The sequence below is a fragment of the Kitasatospora sp. NPDC028961 genome (assembly GCF_055564815.1).
Genome location: NZ_JBVHVO010000024.1, coordinates 78023 through 93775, shown reverse-complemented (window position 1 = coordinate 93775; position 15753 = coordinate 78023). Strand labels below are relative to the sequence as shown.

The following is a 15753-nucleotide window of genomic DNA, read 5'->3' as shown; positions in this document are numbered from 1 at the left end:
AAGCCCCCGTTGTGTAGCGGCCTAGCACGCTGCCCTCTCACGGCAGTAGCGCCGGTTCGAATCCGGTCGGGGGTACTGATCCCGCAAGGGATCGCCTGGAAAGCCCCCGTTGTGTAGCGGCCTAGCACGCTGCCCTCTCACGGCAGTAGCGCCGGTTCGAATCCGGTCGGGGGTACTGATCCCGCAAGGGATCGCCAGGATGCCCCCGTTGTGTAGCGGCCTAGCACGCTGCCCTCTCACGGCAGTAGCGCCGGTTCGAATCCGGTCGGGGGTACCAGAGCATTAAGCCGGTGGGCTTGCCCATCGGCTGAATTGCTTTGTTGGGGTATGGTGTAATTGGCAGCACGAGTGATTCTGGTTCACTTAGTCTAGGTTCGAGTCCTGGTACCCCAGCCAGAAATTAGCAAGGCCCTGGTCCGCCGGGGCCTTTTGTGTTTTCCGCCCGCATTTCCGGGTGATTCGGAAAAGGGCCCGCGCACCTCGGTGCGCGGGCCCTTTTCGACATCGGCGGTTAGGGGTGGTCAGCCGCGGCGCAGGGCCTCGGTGAGCCGGTTGGCGGCCTCGATGATGGCCTGGGCGTGCAGCCGGCCCGGGTGGCGGGTCAGGCGCTCGATCGGACCGGAGACGGAGACGGCGGCCACGACCCGGTTGGAGGGGCCGCGCACGGGGGCCGAGACGGACGCCACGCCCGGCTCGCGCTCGCCGATCGACTGGGCCCAGCCGCGGCGCCGGACGCCGCTCAGCGCGGTCGCGGTGAACCGGGCGCCCTGGAGGCCCCGGTGGAGCCGCTCGGGCTCCTCCCAGGCGAGCAGGACCTGGGCGGCCGAGCCGGCCTTCATCGGCAGGGTGCTGCCGACCGGGACGGTGTCCCGCAGGCCGGAGAGCCGCTCGGCGGCGGCGACGCAGATCCGCATCTCGCCCTGCCGGCGGTAGAGCTGTGCGCTCTCGCCGGTGACGTCGCGCAGATGGGTCAGGACCGGGCCCGCGGTGGCGAGCAGCCGGTCCTCGCCCGCCGCGGCGGAGAGTTCGGAGAGACGGGGGCCGAGGATGAACCGGCCCTGCATGTCCCTGGTGACCAGTCGGTGATGTTCGAGTGCGACGGCGAGCCGGTGGGCCGTGGGCCGCGCCAGACCGGTGGCGGCGACCAGCCCCGCCAACGTGGCGGGGCCCGACTCCAGTGCGCTCAGCACCAGAGCGGCCTTGTCGAGAACGCCGACGCCGCTAGAGTTGTCCATGCCCTAAGACTGCAGTCTCATTCCGCGAGACGCAAGTTCAATCCGGCGAGAAAAGCGCCACTCTGGATGCAGCAGCCCGGGAGACATCCAGAATGCGGCCTCAACAGAGTGTCCGCATGGTGGACACCGATCCGGCGTGCAGGTCACGCGGCGCGCCTCACAGGGCGGCGCAGGCAGTGACCCCGATGAACACGAGAAGGCCGGCAACGCGGCCGGCTGGAGGGAATCCGATGGGACGGACACTCGCAGAGAAGGTCTGGGACGACCACGTCGTCCGGCGCGCGGAGGGCGAGCCCGATCTGCTCTTCATCGACCTGCACCTGCTCCACGAGGTCACCAGCCCGCAGGCCTTCGACGGCCTCCGGCTGGCCGGGCGCACGGTCCGCCGGACCGATCTCACGATCGCGACCGAGGACCACAACACCCCGACCCTGGACATCGACAAGCCGATCGCCGACCCGGTCTCGCGGATCCAGCTGGAGACCCTGCGCCGCAACGCCGCCGAGTTCGGCGTCCGGATCCACTCGCTGGGCGACGTCGAGCAGGGCGTCGTGCACGTGGTCGGCCCGCAGCTCGGGCTGACCCAGCCGGGCACCACCGTGGTCTGCGGCGACTCCCACACCTCCACCCACGGCGCCTTCGGCGCCCTGGCGTTCGGCATCGGCACCAGCCAGGTCGAGCACGTCCTGGCCACCCAGACGCTCCCGCTGGCGCCGTTCAGGACGATGGCGATCACCGTCGAGGGCGAGCTGCCCGAGGGCGTCACGGCCAAGGACCTGATCCTGGCGATCATCACCCGGATCGGCACCGGCGGCGGCCAGGGCTACGTCCTGGAGTACCGCGGCTCGGCCATCCGCAGCCTCTCCATGGAGGCCCGGATGACCATCTGCAACATGTCCATCGAGGCGGGTGCCCGGGCCGGGATGATCGCCCCCGACCAGACCACCTTCGACTACCTGGAGGGCCGTCCGCACGCGCCGAAGGGCGAGGAATGGGACGCCGCGGTCGAGTACTGGAAGACCCTGGGCACCGACGAGGACGCGGTCTTCGACCACGAGATCTTCATCGACGCGACCCAGCTGACCCCGTTCGTCACCTGGGGCACCAACCCGGGCCAGGGCGCGCCGCTCGGCGCCCAGGTGCCGGACCCGGCCTCCTTCGCCGACCCGCAGGAGCGGATCGCCGCCGAGAACGCCCTGAAGTACATGGGCCTGGAGGCCGGCACCCCGCTGCGCGAGGTCGCGGTGGACGCCGTCTTCGTCGGCTCCTGCACCAACGGCCGGATCGAGGACCTGCGGGCCGCCGCGGCCATCCTGGACGGCCGGACCATCGCCGAGGGCGTGCGGATGCTGGTCGTCCCCGGCTCGGTGCGGGTCGCCCTGCAGGCCGTCGAGGAGGGCCTGGACAAGGTGTTCACCGCCGCCGGCGCCGAGTGGCGCCACGCGGGCTGCTCGATGTGCCTGGGCATGAACCCCGACCAGCTGGCCCCCGGCGAGCGCTGCGCGTCCACCTCGAACCGCAACTTCGAGGGCCGCCAGGGCAAGGGCGGCCGCACCCACCTGGTGTCGCCGCAGGTCGCCGCCGCGACCGCGGTGCTCGGCCGACTGGCCGCACCCGCCGATCTCCCGTCCGACGTCGCTGTGGAGGCCTGAGCAGCATGGAGAAGTTCACCACCCACACCGGTCGCGCCGTGCCGCTGCGCCGCAGCAACGTCGACACCGACCAGATCATCCCGGCCCATTGGCTCAAGAAGGTCACTCGTTCCGGTTTCGAGGACGGCCTGTTCGAGGCCTGGCGCAAGGACGAGTCGTTCGTCCTGAACCGGCCCGAGTACCAGGGCGCGACCGTCCTGCTGGCCGGCCCCGAATTCGGCACCGGCTCCTCCCGGGAGCACGCCGTCTGGGCATTGCAGAACTACGGGTTCCACGCGGTCGTCTCGTCCCGCTTCGCCGACATCTTCCGCGGCAACTCGCTGAAGAACGGCCTGCTCACGGTCGTGCTGCCGCAGGAGACGGTGGAGCGGCTCTGGGCGCTGGTGGAGGCCGATCCGACAGCCGGGATCACCGTCGACCTGGAGGCCCGCGAGGTGCGCGCCGAGGGCATCACGGCCCCGTTCGAGCTGGACGACAATGTCCGTTGGCGGCTGCTGAACGGGCTGGACGACATCAGCATCACCCTGCAGAACGAGCCCGACATCGCGGCCTTCGAACAGACCCGGCCCGCCTTCAAGCCGCGTACTCTGCCGGTCGCCTGAGCGGCGCGGGAGAACAAGCATTCTGACGTTCCACCGGATGGTCCGCCTCCCCTCGGGGGGGCGGACCATCCGCCGTTCCGGGCCCGGAGTTACCCCTCGGCGCCGGCCCCCGATTGCCGATTTGGCATTGCCGCAGAGGCCCCGCGCAAGCACAACTGCGGGTAGATGGCACAATCAGTACATGCACCGGCACCATGAACCTCCGTACGCGGGCGGCGAACCCGCGTCACCGGAGTCCACGGGCCGGGGATCCGAACGCCGAATTGACGATCGGCCGGACGCCGCCACCTCACCTGCTGAGGGGCCGGACGACCCGGAAGTCGCAGCGCTCTACGCGCTTGTGGCCGAGCGGTTGAAGCAAGCTCACGCCCGCGTGCATGCGCTGAACGTGTCTGCCGATGCAAAGACCGCTCTCACCCGTCAACTCCTGATCGTCACCGAGGCCGCCAAGCGCGATCTTCCGGAGGCGGCAAGGCGGTTGAGTCGCTTTGTGCATGACCTCGACGAGGGGCGCCCGCCCGTCGCCTGAGGTCGCCGACGCGCAAATCCATTGCGACACTAGGGTGATTCGCGCGTTTGGTAATTGAAAGTCCGCAGATACATACCTAACGTGCGAAATGAACGGATGGAATCATCCGGCGCCCGTTTCCGAAGGGGAAGACGTGAACAAGGCTCAGCTTGTCGAAGCGGTGGCCGAGCAGCTGGGCGGTCGCAAGGCTGCCGCAGAGGCCGTCGACGCAGTGCTCGACACCATGGTCCGCGCCGTCGTGGCCGGTGACCGGGTGTCGGTCACCGGTTTTGGCACCTTTGAGAAGGTGGAGCGCTCCGCGCGCTTCGCCCGCAACCCGCAGACCGGCGAGAAGGTCAAGGTCAAGAAGACCTCGGTGCCCCGCTTCCGTCCCGGCCAGGGCTTCAAGGACCTGGTCAGCGGCAGCAAGAAGCTGCCGAAGGAAGGCCCCTCGGTGAAGAAGGCCCCCAAGGGCTCCCTCACCCCGGGCAAGAGCGGTGTCGCCGCGACCCCGGCCGCCAAGCGCGCCGCCACCAAGCGCTCCGCCTCGGCCGCCGCCGCGGCCCCGGCCGCCACCAAGAAGGCCGCTGCCAAGAAGACGGCGACCACGGCCGCCGCCAGGAAGACCACGGCCACCCCCGCCAAGAAGGCGACCGCCACCAAGAAGACGGCGACTCCGGCCGCCGCCAAGAAGACCACGGCCGCCGCGACCAAGAAGACCGCTGCCGCCACCAAGAAGACGGCGACTCCGGCCGCCGCCAAGAAGACCACGGCCACCGCCAAGAAGGCGACCGCCACGGCCAAGAAGACGGCTCCCGCGAAGAAGACCGCCACCCGCAAGACCACCGCGCGCAAGACCAGCGCGAAGTAGTCCTCGGACGGCTCTCCAGGGCCGTGGCGCACCCCCTCCCGGAATTCCGGGTGGTCGGGCCGCCACGGCTCTTCGGTTTTCCGGGGCCTGTCTCGGCCCCGGCGCGCGGCTGTGGAGCGGCGCGGGCCCGGTCAGGCCTCGGCGGGGTCCGGGAAGGTCTGCAGCGTCAGGAAGACCACCCGGCGGGCGTCGCCCGCGCCCTCGGTGCGGATCCGCACCCGCTGGCCGGGGCGCAGCAGCCGCAGGCCGCCGGCGTCGAAGGCGGCGGCGTCGAACGGCACCGGGGTCCCGTCGTCGAGCAGCACGGAGCCGGCCCGGGTGGCGGGGTCGAAGGTGAACGCGGTGGCCTGCATGGAAGCAGCATAGCGAGCAGCACCGACAGGCCCCCGGGGCAGCTCGCGGAGACGGCCCGGCGCGGATGGGGAGTTGCTCCCGCGCCCGTCCGGAGCGGGGGTCAGAATTGCTCGCGCGCCCGTCCGGAGCGGTTCGCGGCGGGGAGCCCGAGCGCCTGCGCGAGCCGGGCCGACAGCGCGCCGGTGTGCGGGCCGACGCCGAGTGCGAGCGCCGCGCCGAGGTCGGCGCCGGTGTCCACGTCCCGGCGCACCGACTCCACGTCGTCCAGCCGCAGTTCGCGGGCGCCGCCGGCCGCGTGCCGGGCCCGGGAGCCGTCGCCGAAGGCGGGTGCGAGCGGACCGCCGGGGGAACGGGCCAGCAGCGTGGTGCCCAACCCGGGGGCATCGGCCAGGAAGGACCGCCCGGCCGGCCGGGCCGCGGCCAGCACCCGGGCCAGTTCGGCCGGGCGCAGGGCCGGCAGGTCGGCGGAGAGCGCGGCCAGCGGGGCGTGCGGGGCGAGCGCCAGCGCGGCCGCCGCGCCGTGCGCCAGCGCGTCGTTGAGGCCGCCGCCCGGTTCGTCGCCGACGACGACCGCGCCCAGCGCCGCCAGCCGCTCGCCGGCGGCGCCGTCCCGGGTGACCACCAGGACGCGGGACACGCCCGGGGTGGCCAGCGCGGCGGTCACGGTGTCCAGGGCGAAGGAGAGCGCCAGGTCCGCGCGGTGCGGCCCGGCGAAGGGTGCCAACCGGGTCTTCGCCAGGGCGAGCCGCTTGAGCGGCAGCACCAGCGACCAGCCTGCGGTGGGTGCGGGGGGCGCGACGGGCCCGCTGGGGCGTACGGTGTCCTGGGTCATCGGCGTCATTGTGACGCCGGTCCCGGAACCCTCGCCAGGCCGTCCGAACTGTGCGGACGTGCGTTTGGTCACGCCCGCCCGACGTGCTGGCGGGGTTGCTCGACAGCCGCTCCGCGGTCGGGCGAGACTGTTCCGCGCCCCGACCCCGTCCGACGGGGGTCGCGGGAGGCGAGAGACTGCGGCACCCCGCGTGCCGCACCGGATGAGGAGGACCTGGGGTGGCCCGCCGCTCGTATGCCGGCTTCGGCAACGCCGATTACGGCATCTGGTACCGCTTCGCGGCCGTGCTGGTGAAGCCGGTGACGACCGCGCTGGTCAAGCCAGACTGGCGGGGCTGGGAGCACCTGCCGAAGGAGGGCGGCTTCATCGCCGCCGTCAACCACAACTCGATCATCGACCCGGTGGTCTACGCGCACTGGCAGTACAACAGCGGGCGGCCGCCGCGGATCCTCGGCAAGTCCTCGCTGTTCTCGGTCCCGTTCATCGGCTTCATGCTGCGCAAGACCGGCCAGATCCCGGTGTTCCGCGAGTCGACCGACGCCGCGCACGCGTTCCGGGCGGCCATCGACGCGGTGAACGGCGGCCAGTGCGTCCAGTTCTACCCGGAGGGCACGCTCACCCGGGACCCGGACCTGTGGCCGATGACCGGCAAGAGCGGGGTGGCCCGGGTCGCGCTGATGACCGGTGCGCCGGTGATCCCGGTGGCGCACTGGGGTGCGCACGAGATCATCCCGCCGTACGGCCGGGGCGGCTCCGGGAAGGGCCGGTTCAACCTGTTCCCGCGGCACCGGGTGACGGTGGCGGCCGGGCCGGCCGTGGACCTGAGCAGGTACCAGGGCCAGGAGCTGACCGCCCAGGTGCTCCGGGACGCGACCGAGGACATCATGCGGGCGATCACCGCCGTGCTGGCCGACATCCGCGGCGAGGAGCCGCCGGCCGAGCGCTACGACATGCGCACGGCGGCCCGGCACCGGGCGGAGGCGGCCGCCGCCGAGCGGCAGCGGGCCGCCGGCACGCGCAAGAACAGCACCGAGGAGGCCGGCAAGTGACCCGATGTGCCGTGTTCGGAACGGGTTCCTGGGGGACCGCGTTCGCGATGGTGCTGGCCGACGCGGGCTGCGAGGTCACCCTCTGGGGGCGCCGGCCGGAGCTGGTGGACGCGATCCACACCACCCACGTCAACCCCGACTACCTGCCCGGCGTCCCGCTGCCCGAGTCGGTCCGGGCCACCGTGGACCCGGCGTGGGCCCTGGCCGGCGCCGACTTCGCGGTGCTCGCGGTGCCCTCCCAGACGCTGCGCGAGAACCTCGCCGCCTGGGCCCCGCTGATCGAGCCGCAGACCGTGCTGGTGAGCCTGATGAAGGGCATCGAACTCGGCACCGCCAAGCGGATGAGCGAGGTCATCGCCGAGGTCGCGAAGGTCGGGGCGGAGCGGGTGGCCGTCGTCAGCGGCCCCAACCTGGCCCGGGAGATCGCCAACCGGCAGCCCGCCGCGAGCGTGGTGGCCTGCACCGACGAGGCGGTCGCCAAGCGGCTCCAGGCGGCCTGCCACACGCCGTACTTCCGCCCCTACACCAACACCGACGTGATCGGCTGCGAGCTGGGCGGCGCGGTGAAGAACGTGATCGGCCTGGCGGTCGGCATGGCGGACGGCATGGGCCTCGGCGACAACACCAAGGCCACGCTGATCACCCGGGGCCTGGCCGAGACGACCCGGCTGGGGCTGGCGCTCGGCGCCGACGCGTACACCTTCGCCGGGCTCGCCGGGATGGGCGACCTGGTGGCGACCTGCTCCTCGCCGCTCTCCCGCAACCACACCTTCGGCACCAACCTCGGCCGCGGGATGTCGCTGGCCGAGACCATCGCGGCCACCCGGCAGACCGCGGAGGGCGTCAAGTCCTGCGAGTCCGTGCTCGACCTGGCCCGGCGCAGCGGCGTCGACATGCCGATCGTCGAGGCCGTGGTGGACGTGGTGCACAACGGGCGCCCCACCCAGGAGGCGCTGCGGGCGCTGATGTCGCGCTCGGCCAAGGCCGAGCGGCACTGACCGCGCGACGCCGGGCGACCGGGGCGGTTGACGTCCCGGAAACGGCTCGCACGGTAGTCTCACACCCGATATGAGCATCGAACAAACCCCCCCGAACCCGTCCGCGAAGCCGCGCGTAGCGCTCGTCTTCGGTGGCCGCAGCTCCGAGCACGCCATCTCGGTGTCCACCGCGGGCAGCGTGCTCAGGGCGATCGACCGCGAGAAGTACGACGTGCTGCCGATCGGCATCACCCACGAGGGCCGCTGGGCGCTGGTCAGCGACGATCCGGCCCGGATGGCCATCACCGACGGCCGGCTGCCGGACGTCGCCCAGGTCGCCGAGGCCGTCGACGGCCAGGTCGTGCTGCCGGTCAGCCCGGACAGCCGTGAGGTGGTCTGGAGCGAGCCGGGGGCGGTGCCGAAGGCGCTCGGCGAGGTCGACGTGGTCTTCCCGCTGCTGCACGGCCCCTGGGGCGAGGACGGCACCCTCCAGGGCCTGCTGGAGCTGTCCGGAGTGCCGTACGTCGGCAACGGCGTGCTCTCCAGCGCGGTGGGCATGGACAAGGAGTTCACCAAGCGGGTGCTGGCCTCGCACGGGCTGGGCGTCGGCTCGTACACCATCGTCCGGCCGCGGGAGTGGGAGAGCGAGGCCGGCCGCGCCGCCGTCCGCGAGCGGGTCGGGGAACTCGGTCTGCCGGTGTTCGTGAAGCCCTGCCGGGCCGGCTCCAGCATCGGCATCACCAAGGTCAAGGACCTCGCCGGGCTGGACGCCGCGATCGAGGAGGCCCGCCGGCACGACCCCAAGCTGATCATCGAGGCCGGGGTGTCCGGGCGCGAGATCGAGTGCGGGGTGCTGGAGTTCGAGGACGGCCCGCGGGCCAGCGTCCCGGCCGAGGTCCTGGTCGGCGGCGACTACGAGTTCTACGACTTCGAGGCCAAGTACATCGACTCCTCCGAGGTGCGCATCCCGGCCGAACTCGGTGCGGCCGAGCTCGCCGAGATCCGTCGTCAGGCGGTCGCCGCGTTCGAGGCGCTCGGCTGCGAGGGCCTGGCCCGGGTGGACTTCTTCCTGCTGGACGACGGCAGCTGGATGATCAACGAGGTCAACACCATGCCCGGCTTCACCCCGATCTCGGCCTACCCGAAGATGTGGGAGGCCAGCGGGCTGTCGTACCCGGAGCTGATCGACCGGCTGCTGCAGGCGGCGCTGCGCCGCCCGACCGGGCTGCGCTAGCCGCCCGGGCACCCGCCGCACAGCCGCGCAAGGGCGGTCCGGGAGCTCCCGGACCGCCCTTCCCGTGCTCTCCGGCCGCTACGGGATGTTGGCCTTCACCACGCCGTTCAGGGCGGAGACCGGGTCGAGCGGATTACTGAAGGCCCCGCCGGGGACGGTCACCTCGACGTACGCCCGGCGCATCGTGGTGATGAACCGGTATCCGCCGTCGTCGAGCTTCTGCGCCCACCAGGTGACGTCGTCGATGGTGGGGGAGAGGTCCTTGGCGTGCTCGCCGTTCAGCGCCTCCGGCCGGTCCACCCCGCAGCGCAGCACGGTACGCGGCGAGCTGGCCCAGGCGGCCACGTACGGGGAGCCGGGCGACGGGTCCTTGCGGGCGTGGCCGAGCACCTCCTGGGGCAGCGCCGCGGCCAGGTCCCGGCAGTAGCCGGCGGCCCTCCCGGTCGGCTTCGGCACCTCGATCGCCGCGGGCGCGCCCCAGCTGCCGAGCAGCACCACGACGGTGCAGCTCAGCGCCAGCGGCAGGGCCAGCCACCGGACGGGGGCCGGCAGCGCCGTCAGGAAGCGGGGGACGCGGAGTTCTCGGGCCACCCGCCGATGGTAGCCGGGGCCTACAGGTGGACCACCGGACAGGTGAGGGTGCGGGTGATGCCCTCCACCTGCTGGACCTTGGCCACGACCAGGCGGCCGAGGTCGTCCACCGTCTCGGCCTCGGCCCGCACGATCACGTCGTACGGTCCGGTGACGTCCTCGGCCTGGAGGACACCGGGGATCTCGGAGATGGACCGGGCCACGGCGGTGGCCTTGCCGACCTCGGTCTGGATCAGGATGTATGCCTGTACCACGGGGGGACCTCCCGGCGGCTGGGAACGGGGATCGGCGCCGTGATCGCCCGCTCGGGCGTTCGGGGGTGGGGAACGGACTCACCGGCATTCCGATCACCACGCTACCGCGCAGCGGGCCGGGGAGGGGAGACTTCTGCACCCCCGGAGGGCGTACGCTGCGCGCGGGGGAGCGGGGGGCAGCAATTCCGATTCGGATGGAAACGCGAGAGGACGGCAGATGCAGGGGACCGTGGGCGAGCTCGGCGAGTTCGGACTCATCAGGGAGCTGACGGCCCGGGTACCGCTCACCGACGCGGTCGACCTCGGTCCGGGCGACGACGCCGCGGTGGTGAAGACGCCGGACGGCCGGGTGGTCGCCACCATGGACGTGCTGATCGAGAACCGGCACTTCCGCCGGGACTGGTCGACCGCCTACGACGTGGGCCGCAAGGCCGCCGCCCAGAACCTCGCCGACGTGGCCGCGATGGGCGCGGTGCCGACGGCGATCCTGCTCGGCCTGGTCACCCCCGCCGATCTGCCGACCACCTGGGCCACCGAGCTGATGGACGGGCTGCGCGACGAGTGCCAGGTGGCCGGTGCCACGGTGGTCGGCGGCGACGTGGTGCGCGGCGACGTCATCACCCTCGCCATCACGGCGCTCGGGGACCTCCAGGGGCGCGCACCGGTGACGCGCGCCGGGGCTCAGGTGGGCGACGTGGTCGCCGTCACCGGCTGGCTCGGCTGGTCCGCCGCCGGGCTGACCGTGCTGCAGCGCGGGTTCCGCTCGCCGCGCGCCTTCGTCGAGGCGCACCGCCGGCCCGAGCCGCCGTACCACGCGGGCCCGGCCGGCGCCGAGTTGGGCGCCACCGCGATGGTCGACGTGAGCGACGGGCTGGTGGCCGACCTCGGCCACGTCGCCCGGGCCAGCGCGGTGGACATCGACCTGCGGGCCGCCGACTTCGACGTCCCGGCGCAGATGGCCGACATCGGGCAGGCCGTCGGGGTGGACCCGCTGGTCTGGGTGCTCTCCGGCGGCGAGGACCACGCGATCGTGGCGACCTTCCCGCGCGGGGTCCAACTGCCCGCCCGCTGGCGGGTGGTGGGCGAGGTGACCGGCCGGGCCCGGCCGTCCCGCGGTGGCCGGGTGACGGTGGACGGCGAGCCCTGGGACCGGGTCGGCGGCTGGGACCACTTCGCGGAGTGAGCGGAGCGAGCGCGGCGTCGGTCGGCGGGTGGCCGCCGGCGGCCGCGGGCCGGCGCGGGTGCGCGCATCGGCCCGGACGCGCGGGGCGCCCCGGCGAGCGGCGCGCGGGCCCGCGCCGGGGGACGGCGTAGGCTTGCGCTGAACCGGATCCACCTGCTGCTCCTCGGGCGCGGGTGGTCTGAACCACTGCGGAGCGGGAGAGCACAGCCACCATGCGCATCGGTGTCCTGACCAGCGGCGGAGACTGCCCCGGGCTCAACGCGGTGATCCGCTCCGTGGTGCACCGGGGAACCGATGTGCACGGTGACGAGATCGTCGGCATCGAGGACGGCTTCCTCGGCCTGATCGAGGGCCGCACCCGGCCGATCTCGCACGACGACGTCACCGGCCTGCTGACCCTCGGCGGCACCATTCTGGGCTCGGCCCGCGTACAGCGCGACCGGATCGCCTGGGCGGTGGAGAACGCCGAGACCCTCGCCCGGGACATCGGCATCGACGCGCTGATCGCGATCGGCGGCGAGGGCACGCTGACCGCCGCCAAGATGTTCAGCGACGCCGGACTGCCGGTGGTCGGCGTGCCGAAGACCATCGACAACGACATCGACGCGACCGACGTCACCTTCGGGTTCGACACCGCGGTCCATGTCGCGACCGACGCGATCGACCGGCTGAAGACCACCGCCGAATCCCACCAGCGGGTGATGGTGGTGGAGTTGATGGGCCGGCACACCGGCTGGATCACCCTCACCGCCGGAATGGCCGGCGGCGCCCACGGCATCCTGATCCCGGAGAAGCCCTTCGACATCGAGGCGGTCGCCCGGATGGTCGAGGACCGCTTCTCCCGGGGCAAGAAGTTCGCCATCATCGCGGTGGCCGAGGGCTCGGCCCCGATGCCCGGCACGATGCGCTTCGACCACGGCGTCGTCGACCAGTTCGGCCACCGGACCTTCGGCGGGATCGGCAACCGGCTCGCCAACGAGCTGGAGAACCTGCTCGGCAAGGAGGCCCGGCCGGTCATCCTCGGCCACACCCAGCGCGGCGGCACCCCCACCGCCCGGGACCGGGTGCTCGCCACCCGGTTCGGCTGGCACGCGGTGGAGGCCGTCCACAAGGGCGCCTTCGGGCACTTCACCGCGCTGCGCGGCAACGACATCGAGCTGGTGCCGGTCGCCGAGGCGGTCACCCACCTCAAGACCGTGCCGCAGGACCGCTGGGCGGAATCCGAAGCCGTGCTCTGAGGCGGCGCGGGTAGGTTGGGGCCCATGTCCCTCCCGTCTTCCGCCCCCGCTCCCGGCGGCCGCCCCCAGGGCGGCCCCTCCTCCGCACCCCCGCGGGTGCTCACCGTCGCCGGATCCGACTCCGGCGGCGGCGCCGGCATCCAGGCCGACCTCAAGGCGATGCTGGCCCTCGGCGTCCACGGCATGAGCGTGATCACCGCCGTCACCGCGCAGAACTCGCTCGGTGTCCAGGGCTACTGGGAGCTGCCGGCCGAGGCCGTCCGGGCCCAGTTCCGCAGTGTGGTGGACGACATCGGCGTCCAGGCCGTGAAGACCGGGATGCTCGCCTCGATCGAGCTGGTCGAGACCGTCTCCGAGCTGCTGACCGGGGTGGACGCCCCGGTGGTGGTCGACCCGGTCGGCGTCTCCAAGCACGGCGACGCGCTGTTGGCCGCCGAGGCCGTCGCCACCGTCCGGGAGCGGCTGCTGCCGGTCGCCACCCTGGCCACGCCCAACCTGCACGAGGTGACGCAGCTCACCGGGCGCACCGTCGAGGACGAGGCGCAGATGCTCGACGCGGCCAAGGCGCTGCTCGACCTCGGACCGCGCTGGGTCCTGGTGAAGGGCGGGCACCTGGAGGGCGAGGCCGCCGACCTGCTGTACGGCGGGCCGGGGGAGGAGCACTGGTACCGGGCGCCCCGCTACGACAACCGGCACACCCACGGCACCGGCTGCACGCTGGCCAGCGCCATCGCCGCCGGGCTGGCCAAGGGCGAACCGCTGCCCGGGGCGGTGGCCTCGGCGAAGGCCTACATCACCGGCGCGATCGCCGGCGGCTTCGCGCTCGGGTCCGGCATCGGCCCGGTGGACCACGCCTGGCGCTGGCGCTGAGCGCACCGGGGCCGCAAAACGACCACGGGCGGGCCCGAGGGCCCGCCCGTGGCGGCTCCGGGCAGGCCCGGAGAGAGGGGTCGGCACTGGAGAGCCGGGATCCAGAAACAGGAAGCCGGCCCATCCGAGGATGGACCGGCTTACTGGAGGACCGGCTTACCGGTCTGCGCGTCAGCGCGAGACCTTACCGGCCTTGATGCACGAGGTGCAGACGTTGAGCCGCTTCGGCGTCCGCCCAATCACAGCGCGCACCGTCTGAATGTTGGGGTTCCAACGACGGGGGGTACGGCGGTGAGAGTGGGAGATGCTGTTGCCGAAGCCCGGCCCCTTGCCGCAGACGTCGCAGTTGGCAGCCACAGGAGTCACTCCAAGACTTCAGATCATTTACGTTCGAAACCCCGCCAACCCACCGGAGCACTCACGTGAACCAGATCAGATCAATGGGGTGAGCCTGGACTGTTCCAGGCAACCGGAAGAGCATACAACGCTTGCTTCCGTTCAACGAAACTACCACGTCTGCGCAGGTGATCGCCGCGCTCGGCGCTTCCGGCGGCGGCCCCCGGCCCCCGATAACCTGCCGGTACCAACCCTCGCCGTTCAACCTCAGGCCATCACGGCGTCCCATCCGGAGGAGACCTGGTGCTGACCACGCTCGACGCCCCGGCCGTGCGCAGCTGGTGCCAGCTGGCCCTGCGCGCGCTCGGCCAGGCCCGCGAGGAGATCGACGCACTCAACGTCTACCCCGTCCCGGACGGCGACACCGGCACCAACCTCTACCTGACCGTGGAGTCCGCCGCCGCCGCGGTGGAGAGCCGGTTCACCGACCCGGCGGGCGGCCCGGCCCCCGGGCTCGCCGAGACCGCCCGGGCGATGGCCCGGGGCGCGCTGGTCGGCGCCCGCGGCAACTCCGGCGTGATCCTCGCCCAGTGGCTGCGCGGCACGGCCGAGCAGCTGGCCCAGGGCGGTGGCGCCGACCAGCTGCGGGCCGCCCTCCAGCGGGCCGCGGACGCCGCCTACCAGGCGGTCGCCGAGCCCGTCGAGGGCACCCTGCTGACCGTCGCCCGGGTGGCCGCCCGGGAGGCGACCCGGGCCGGCGACGGGCTCGGCCAGGTCGCCGACACCGCCTACCGGGCCGCCCGGGACGCGCTGCGGCGCACTCCCGAGCAGCTCTCCGTGCTGGCCGAGGCCGGGGTGGTGGACGCCGGCGGACGCGGCCTGGTCGCCGTCCTCGGGGCGCTCGCCGACGCGGTGGCCGGCCACCAGCCGATGGGCCCGGTCGCGCTGCGCGGTGACGTCCGGCCGGTCGAGAGCTGCCAGGGGCACGTCCGGCCGCCCGGCCCGGGTCACCCCGCCTTCGAGGTGATCTACCTGCTGGACGCCCCCGACGAGGCGCTGCCCGCGCTGCGCGAGCGGCTCGCCGGACTGGGCGACTCCCTGGTGATCGGTGGCGGGGACGGCCTCTGGAACGTGCACGTCCACGTGGACGACGCGGGGGCCGCGGTGGAGGCCGGGCTGGGGGCCGGGCGGCCGCACCAGATCCGGATCACGCACTTCGCCGAGGCCGCCGCCCGGGCCGGGACCGCCGACGACCGCGGCGAGCACGAGGAGCGCACCCGGGTGGTGCTCTCGGTGGTCTCCGGCGCGGGACTGGCCGACCTCTGCGAGCAGGCCGGCGCCGTCGTGCTGCACGCCGACCCGGACCGCCCGCCGGCCAGCGCCGAACTCGCCGCCGCCGTCCGCCGGGCGGGCGCCCGGGAGGTCGTCCTGCTGCTCAACGACCCCGAGCTGCGGGCCGCCGCCGGGGCCGCCGCCGACCAGCTGCGCGAGGAGGGGGTGCGGATCGCCGTCCTGCCCACCCGGTCACCGGTCCAGGGGCTGGCCGCCCTCGCCGTGCACGAGGCCGGCCGCCGGTTCGACGAGGACGTGGTCGCCATGACCTCGGCGGCCGGCGCCACCCGGTACGCCGAGCTCGCCGTCGCCGAGGGCGAGTCCTGGACGATGGCCGGGGTCTGCCAGGCCGGGGACGTGCTCGGGCTGATCGACGGGGACGTGGTGGTGATCGGCACCGCCCCGGCCGAGGTCGGCGCCGGCGTGCTCGACCGGATGCTCGGCGCGGGCGGCGAACTCGTCACCCTGATCCTCGGCGACGGCGCGGACGAGGAGCTGGCCGACCGGCTGGTGGCGCACGCCCGGCACCGGCGGCCGGAGGTCGACGCGGTGGTCTTCCACGGCGGGCAGGAGTCCGCGCCGCTGCTCATCGGCGTGGAGTAGCGGTCCGGGCGGCGGGCGCCGCGGTCCGGGCG

General features: G+C 73.1%; 17 protein-coding genes and 4 tRNA genes. 15 read left to right on the top strand and 6 right to left on the bottom strand.

Going from position 1 to position 15753, the window contains the following annotated elements:
- Window positions 1-2 precede the first annotated feature (2 nt).
- The 4 genes from ACZ4UX_RS29420 (at window position 3) to ACZ4UX_RS29405 (ending at window position 396) form a co-directional block, all read left to right on the top strand.
- A tRNA-Glu gene (locus tag ACZ4UX_RS29420) sits at window positions 3-75 on the top strand.
- A gap of 27 nt (window positions 76-102) precedes the next feature.
- Window positions 103-175: transfer RNA gene (locus ACZ4UX_RS29415), tRNA-Glu, on the top strand.
- 26 nt (window positions 176-201) lie between these two features.
- Window positions 202-277 (top strand) — tRNA-Glu (locus ACZ4UX_RS29410).
- A gap of 44 nt (window positions 278-321) precedes the next feature.
- Window positions 322-396: transfer RNA gene (locus ACZ4UX_RS29405), tRNA-Gln, on the top strand.
- A gap of 125 nt (window positions 397-521) precedes the next feature.
- Here the strand turns inward: ACZ4UX_RS29405 and ndgR are convergent.
- Window positions 522-1235, bottom strand: a complete 714-nt coding sequence (gene ndgR / locus ACZ4UX_RS29400; protein ID WP_148642806.1) for an IclR family transcriptional regulator NdgR — start codon at window positions 1233-1235, stop codon at window positions 522-524.
- Between the two features lie 230 nt (window positions 1236-1465).
- Here ndgR and leuC point away from each other — a divergent pair, with 230 nt between their 5' ends.
- From leuC to ACZ4UX_RS29380, 4 genes are all read left to right on the top strand, one after another.
- Entirely contained in the window at window positions 1466-2887 is a 1422-nt protein-coding gene (leuC, locus tag ACZ4UX_RS29395; RefSeq protein ID WP_465708856.1) for a 3-isopropylmalate dehydratase large subunit, read from the top strand.
- Window positions 2888-2892: 5 nt separating this feature from the next.
- Window positions 2893-3489 carry a 3-isopropylmalate dehydratase small subunit gene (gene leuD / locus ACZ4UX_RS29390; protein ID WP_465708855.1) on the top strand — a complete coding sequence of 199 codons (597 nt, stop codon included), beginning with the start codon at window positions 2893-2895 and terminating at the stop codon, window positions 3487-3489.
- Window positions 3490-3670: 181 nt separating this feature from the next.
- On the top strand, window positions 3671-4018 hold the full coding sequence (locus ACZ4UX_RS29385; RefSeq protein WP_380388343.1) for an SCO5555 family protein: 348 nt from the start codon (window positions 3671-3673) through the stop codon (window positions 4016-4018).
- A 133-nt stretch (window positions 4019-4151) separates the two neighbouring features.
- Window positions 4152-4868, top strand: coding sequence for an HU family DNA-binding protein (locus tag ACZ4UX_RS29380; protein WP_465708854.1), 717 nt, complete (start codon window positions 4152-4154; stop codon window positions 4866-4868).
- 131 nt (window positions 4869-4999) lie between these two features.
- On the opposite strand, the gene ACZ4UX_RS29375 is transcribed toward ACZ4UX_RS29380, so the two are convergent.
- Together ACZ4UX_RS29375 and cofC are read right to left on the bottom strand one after the other, a co-directional pair.
- Entirely contained in the window at window positions 5000-5221 is a 222-nt protein-coding gene (locus ACZ4UX_RS29375) for a hypothetical protein (RefSeq protein ID WP_329489734.1), read from the bottom strand.
- Window positions 5222-5322: 101 nt separating this feature from the next.
- Window positions 5323-6054 (bottom strand): 2-phospho-L-lactate guanylyltransferase, encoded by a 732-nt coding sequence (gene cofC / locus ACZ4UX_RS29370; protein ID WP_465708853.1) that lies wholly within the window; start codon window positions 6052-6054, stop codon window positions 5323-5325.
- Between the two features lie 218 nt (window positions 6055-6272).
- On the opposite strand from cofC, the gene ACZ4UX_RS29365 reads away from it, so the two are divergent.
- From ACZ4UX_RS29365 to ACZ4UX_RS29355, 3 genes are all read left to right on the top strand, one after another.
- Window positions 6273-7103 carry a lysophospholipid acyltransferase family protein gene (locus ACZ4UX_RS29365; RefSeq protein WP_465708852.1) on the top strand — a complete coding sequence of 277 codons (831 nt, stop codon included), beginning with the start codon at window positions 6273-6275 and terminating at the stop codon, window positions 7101-7103.
- Window positions 7100-8101 (top strand): NAD(P)H-dependent glycerol-3-phosphate dehydrogenase, encoded by a 1002-nt coding sequence (locus ACZ4UX_RS29360; RefSeq protein WP_465708851.1) that lies wholly within the window; start codon window positions 7100-7102, stop codon window positions 8099-8101. Before ACZ4UX_RS29365 ends, ACZ4UX_RS29360 begins: the two co-directional genes overlap by 4 nt.
- A gap of 70 nt (window positions 8102-8171) precedes the next feature.
- Window positions 8172-9314: a D-alanine--D-alanine ligase family protein gene (locus tag ACZ4UX_RS29355; RefSeq protein ID WP_329489738.1), complete on the top strand. Its 1143-nt coding sequence runs from the start codon at window positions 8172-8174 to the stop codon at window positions 9312-9314.
- 78 nt (window positions 9315-9392) lie between these two features.
- Here ACZ4UX_RS29355 and ACZ4UX_RS29350 read toward each other — a convergent pair whose 3' ends face one another.
- Together ACZ4UX_RS29350 and ACZ4UX_RS29345 are read right to left on the bottom strand one after the other, a co-directional pair.
- Window positions 9393-9905 (bottom strand): DUF3515 domain-containing protein, encoded by a 513-nt coding sequence (locus ACZ4UX_RS29350; protein ID WP_465708850.1) that lies wholly within the window; start codon window positions 9903-9905, stop codon window positions 9393-9395.
- A gap of 20 nt (window positions 9906-9925) precedes the next feature.
- The gene (locus ACZ4UX_RS29345) at window positions 9926-10159 is read right to left on the bottom strand and encodes an Lrp/AsnC family transcriptional regulator (protein ID WP_329489740.1); all 234 of its coding nucleotides are present in this window, start codon (window positions 10157-10159) and stop codon (window positions 9926-9928) included.
- 217 nt (window positions 10160-10376) lie between these two features.
- Between ACZ4UX_RS29345 and ACZ4UX_RS29340 the strand changes: the two genes are divergently transcribed.
- The 3 genes from ACZ4UX_RS29340 (at window position 10377) to thiD (ending at window position 13450) form a co-directional block, all read left to right on the top strand.
- Entirely contained in the window at window positions 10377-11342 is a 966-nt protein-coding gene (locus ACZ4UX_RS29340; RefSeq protein WP_329489741.1) for a thiamine-phosphate kinase, read from the top strand.
- 212 nt (window positions 11343-11554) lie between these two features.
- On the top strand, window positions 11555-12580 hold the full coding sequence (locus ACZ4UX_RS29335; protein ID WP_329489742.1) for a 6-phosphofructokinase: 1026 nt from the start codon (window positions 11555-11557) through the stop codon (window positions 12578-12580).
- 24 nt (window positions 12581-12604) lie between these two features.
- A complete protein-coding gene (gene thiD / locus ACZ4UX_RS29330) occupies window positions 12605-13450 on the top strand; it encodes a bifunctional hydroxymethylpyrimidine kinase/phosphomethylpyrimidine kinase (RefSeq protein WP_465608061.1) in 846 nt (281 codons plus the stop codon).
- A 171-nt stretch (window positions 13451-13621) separates the two neighbouring features.
- Here the strand turns inward: thiD and rpmB are convergent, their stop codons facing one another.
- Window positions 13622-13807 (bottom strand): 50S ribosomal protein L28, encoded by a 186-nt coding sequence (rpmB, locus tag ACZ4UX_RS29325; protein WP_014138233.1) that lies wholly within the window; start codon window positions 13805-13807, stop codon window positions 13622-13624.
- A 282-nt stretch (window positions 13808-14089) separates the two neighbouring features.
- On the opposite strand from rpmB, the gene ACZ4UX_RS29320 reads away from it, so the two are divergent.
- Window positions 14090-15721 carry a DAK2 domain-containing protein gene (locus ACZ4UX_RS29320; protein WP_465708849.1) on the top strand — a complete coding sequence of 544 codons (1632 nt, stop codon included), beginning with the start codon at window positions 14090-14092 and terminating at the stop codon, window positions 15719-15721.
- The last annotated feature ends 32 nt before the right edge of the window (window positions 15722-15753 follow it).

What these genes read in the sequence shown, in the direction of transcription:
- leuC (WP_465708856.1), top strand. Translation starts at nt 1,466, where the DNA reads ATGGGACGGACACTCGCAGAGAAGGTCTGGGACGACCACGTCGTCCGG.
- thiD (WP_465608061.1), top strand. Translation starts at nt 12,605, where the DNA reads ATGTCCCTCCCGTCTTCCGCCCCCGCTCCCGGCGGCCGCCCCCAGGGC.
- ACZ4UX_RS29340 (WP_329489741.1), top strand. Translation starts at nt 10,377, where the DNA reads ATGCAGGGGACCGTGGGCGAGCTCGGCGAGTTCGGACTCATCAGGGAG.
- ndgR (WP_148642806.1), bottom strand. Translation starts at nt 1,235, where the DNA reads ATGGACAACTCTAGCGGCGTCGGCGTTCTCGACAAGGCCGCTCTGGTG.
- ACZ4UX_RS29375 (WP_329489734.1), bottom strand. Translation starts at nt 5,221, where the DNA reads ATGCAGGCCACCGCGTTCACCTTCGACCCCGCCACCCGGGCCGGCTCC.
- ACZ4UX_RS29335 (WP_329489742.1), top strand. Translation starts at nt 11,555, where the DNA reads ATGCGCATCGGTGTCCTGACCAGCGGCGGAGACTGCCCCGGGCTCAAC.
- ACZ4UX_RS29355 (WP_329489738.1), top strand. Translation starts at nt 8,172, where the DNA reads ATGAGCATCGAACAAACCCCCCCGAACCCGTCCGCGAAGCCGCGCGTA.
- cofC (WP_465708853.1), bottom strand. Translation starts at nt 6,054, where the DNA reads ATGACCCAGGACACCGTACGCCCCAGCGGGCCCGTCGCGCCCCCCGCA.
- leuD (WP_465708855.1), top strand. Translation starts at nt 2,893, where the DNA reads ATGGAGAAGTTCACCACCCACACCGGTCGCGCCGTGCCGCTGCGCCGC.
- ACZ4UX_RS29385 (WP_380388343.1), top strand. Translation starts at nt 3,671, where the DNA reads ATGCACCGGCACCATGAACCTCCGTACGCGGGCGGCGAACCCGCGTCA.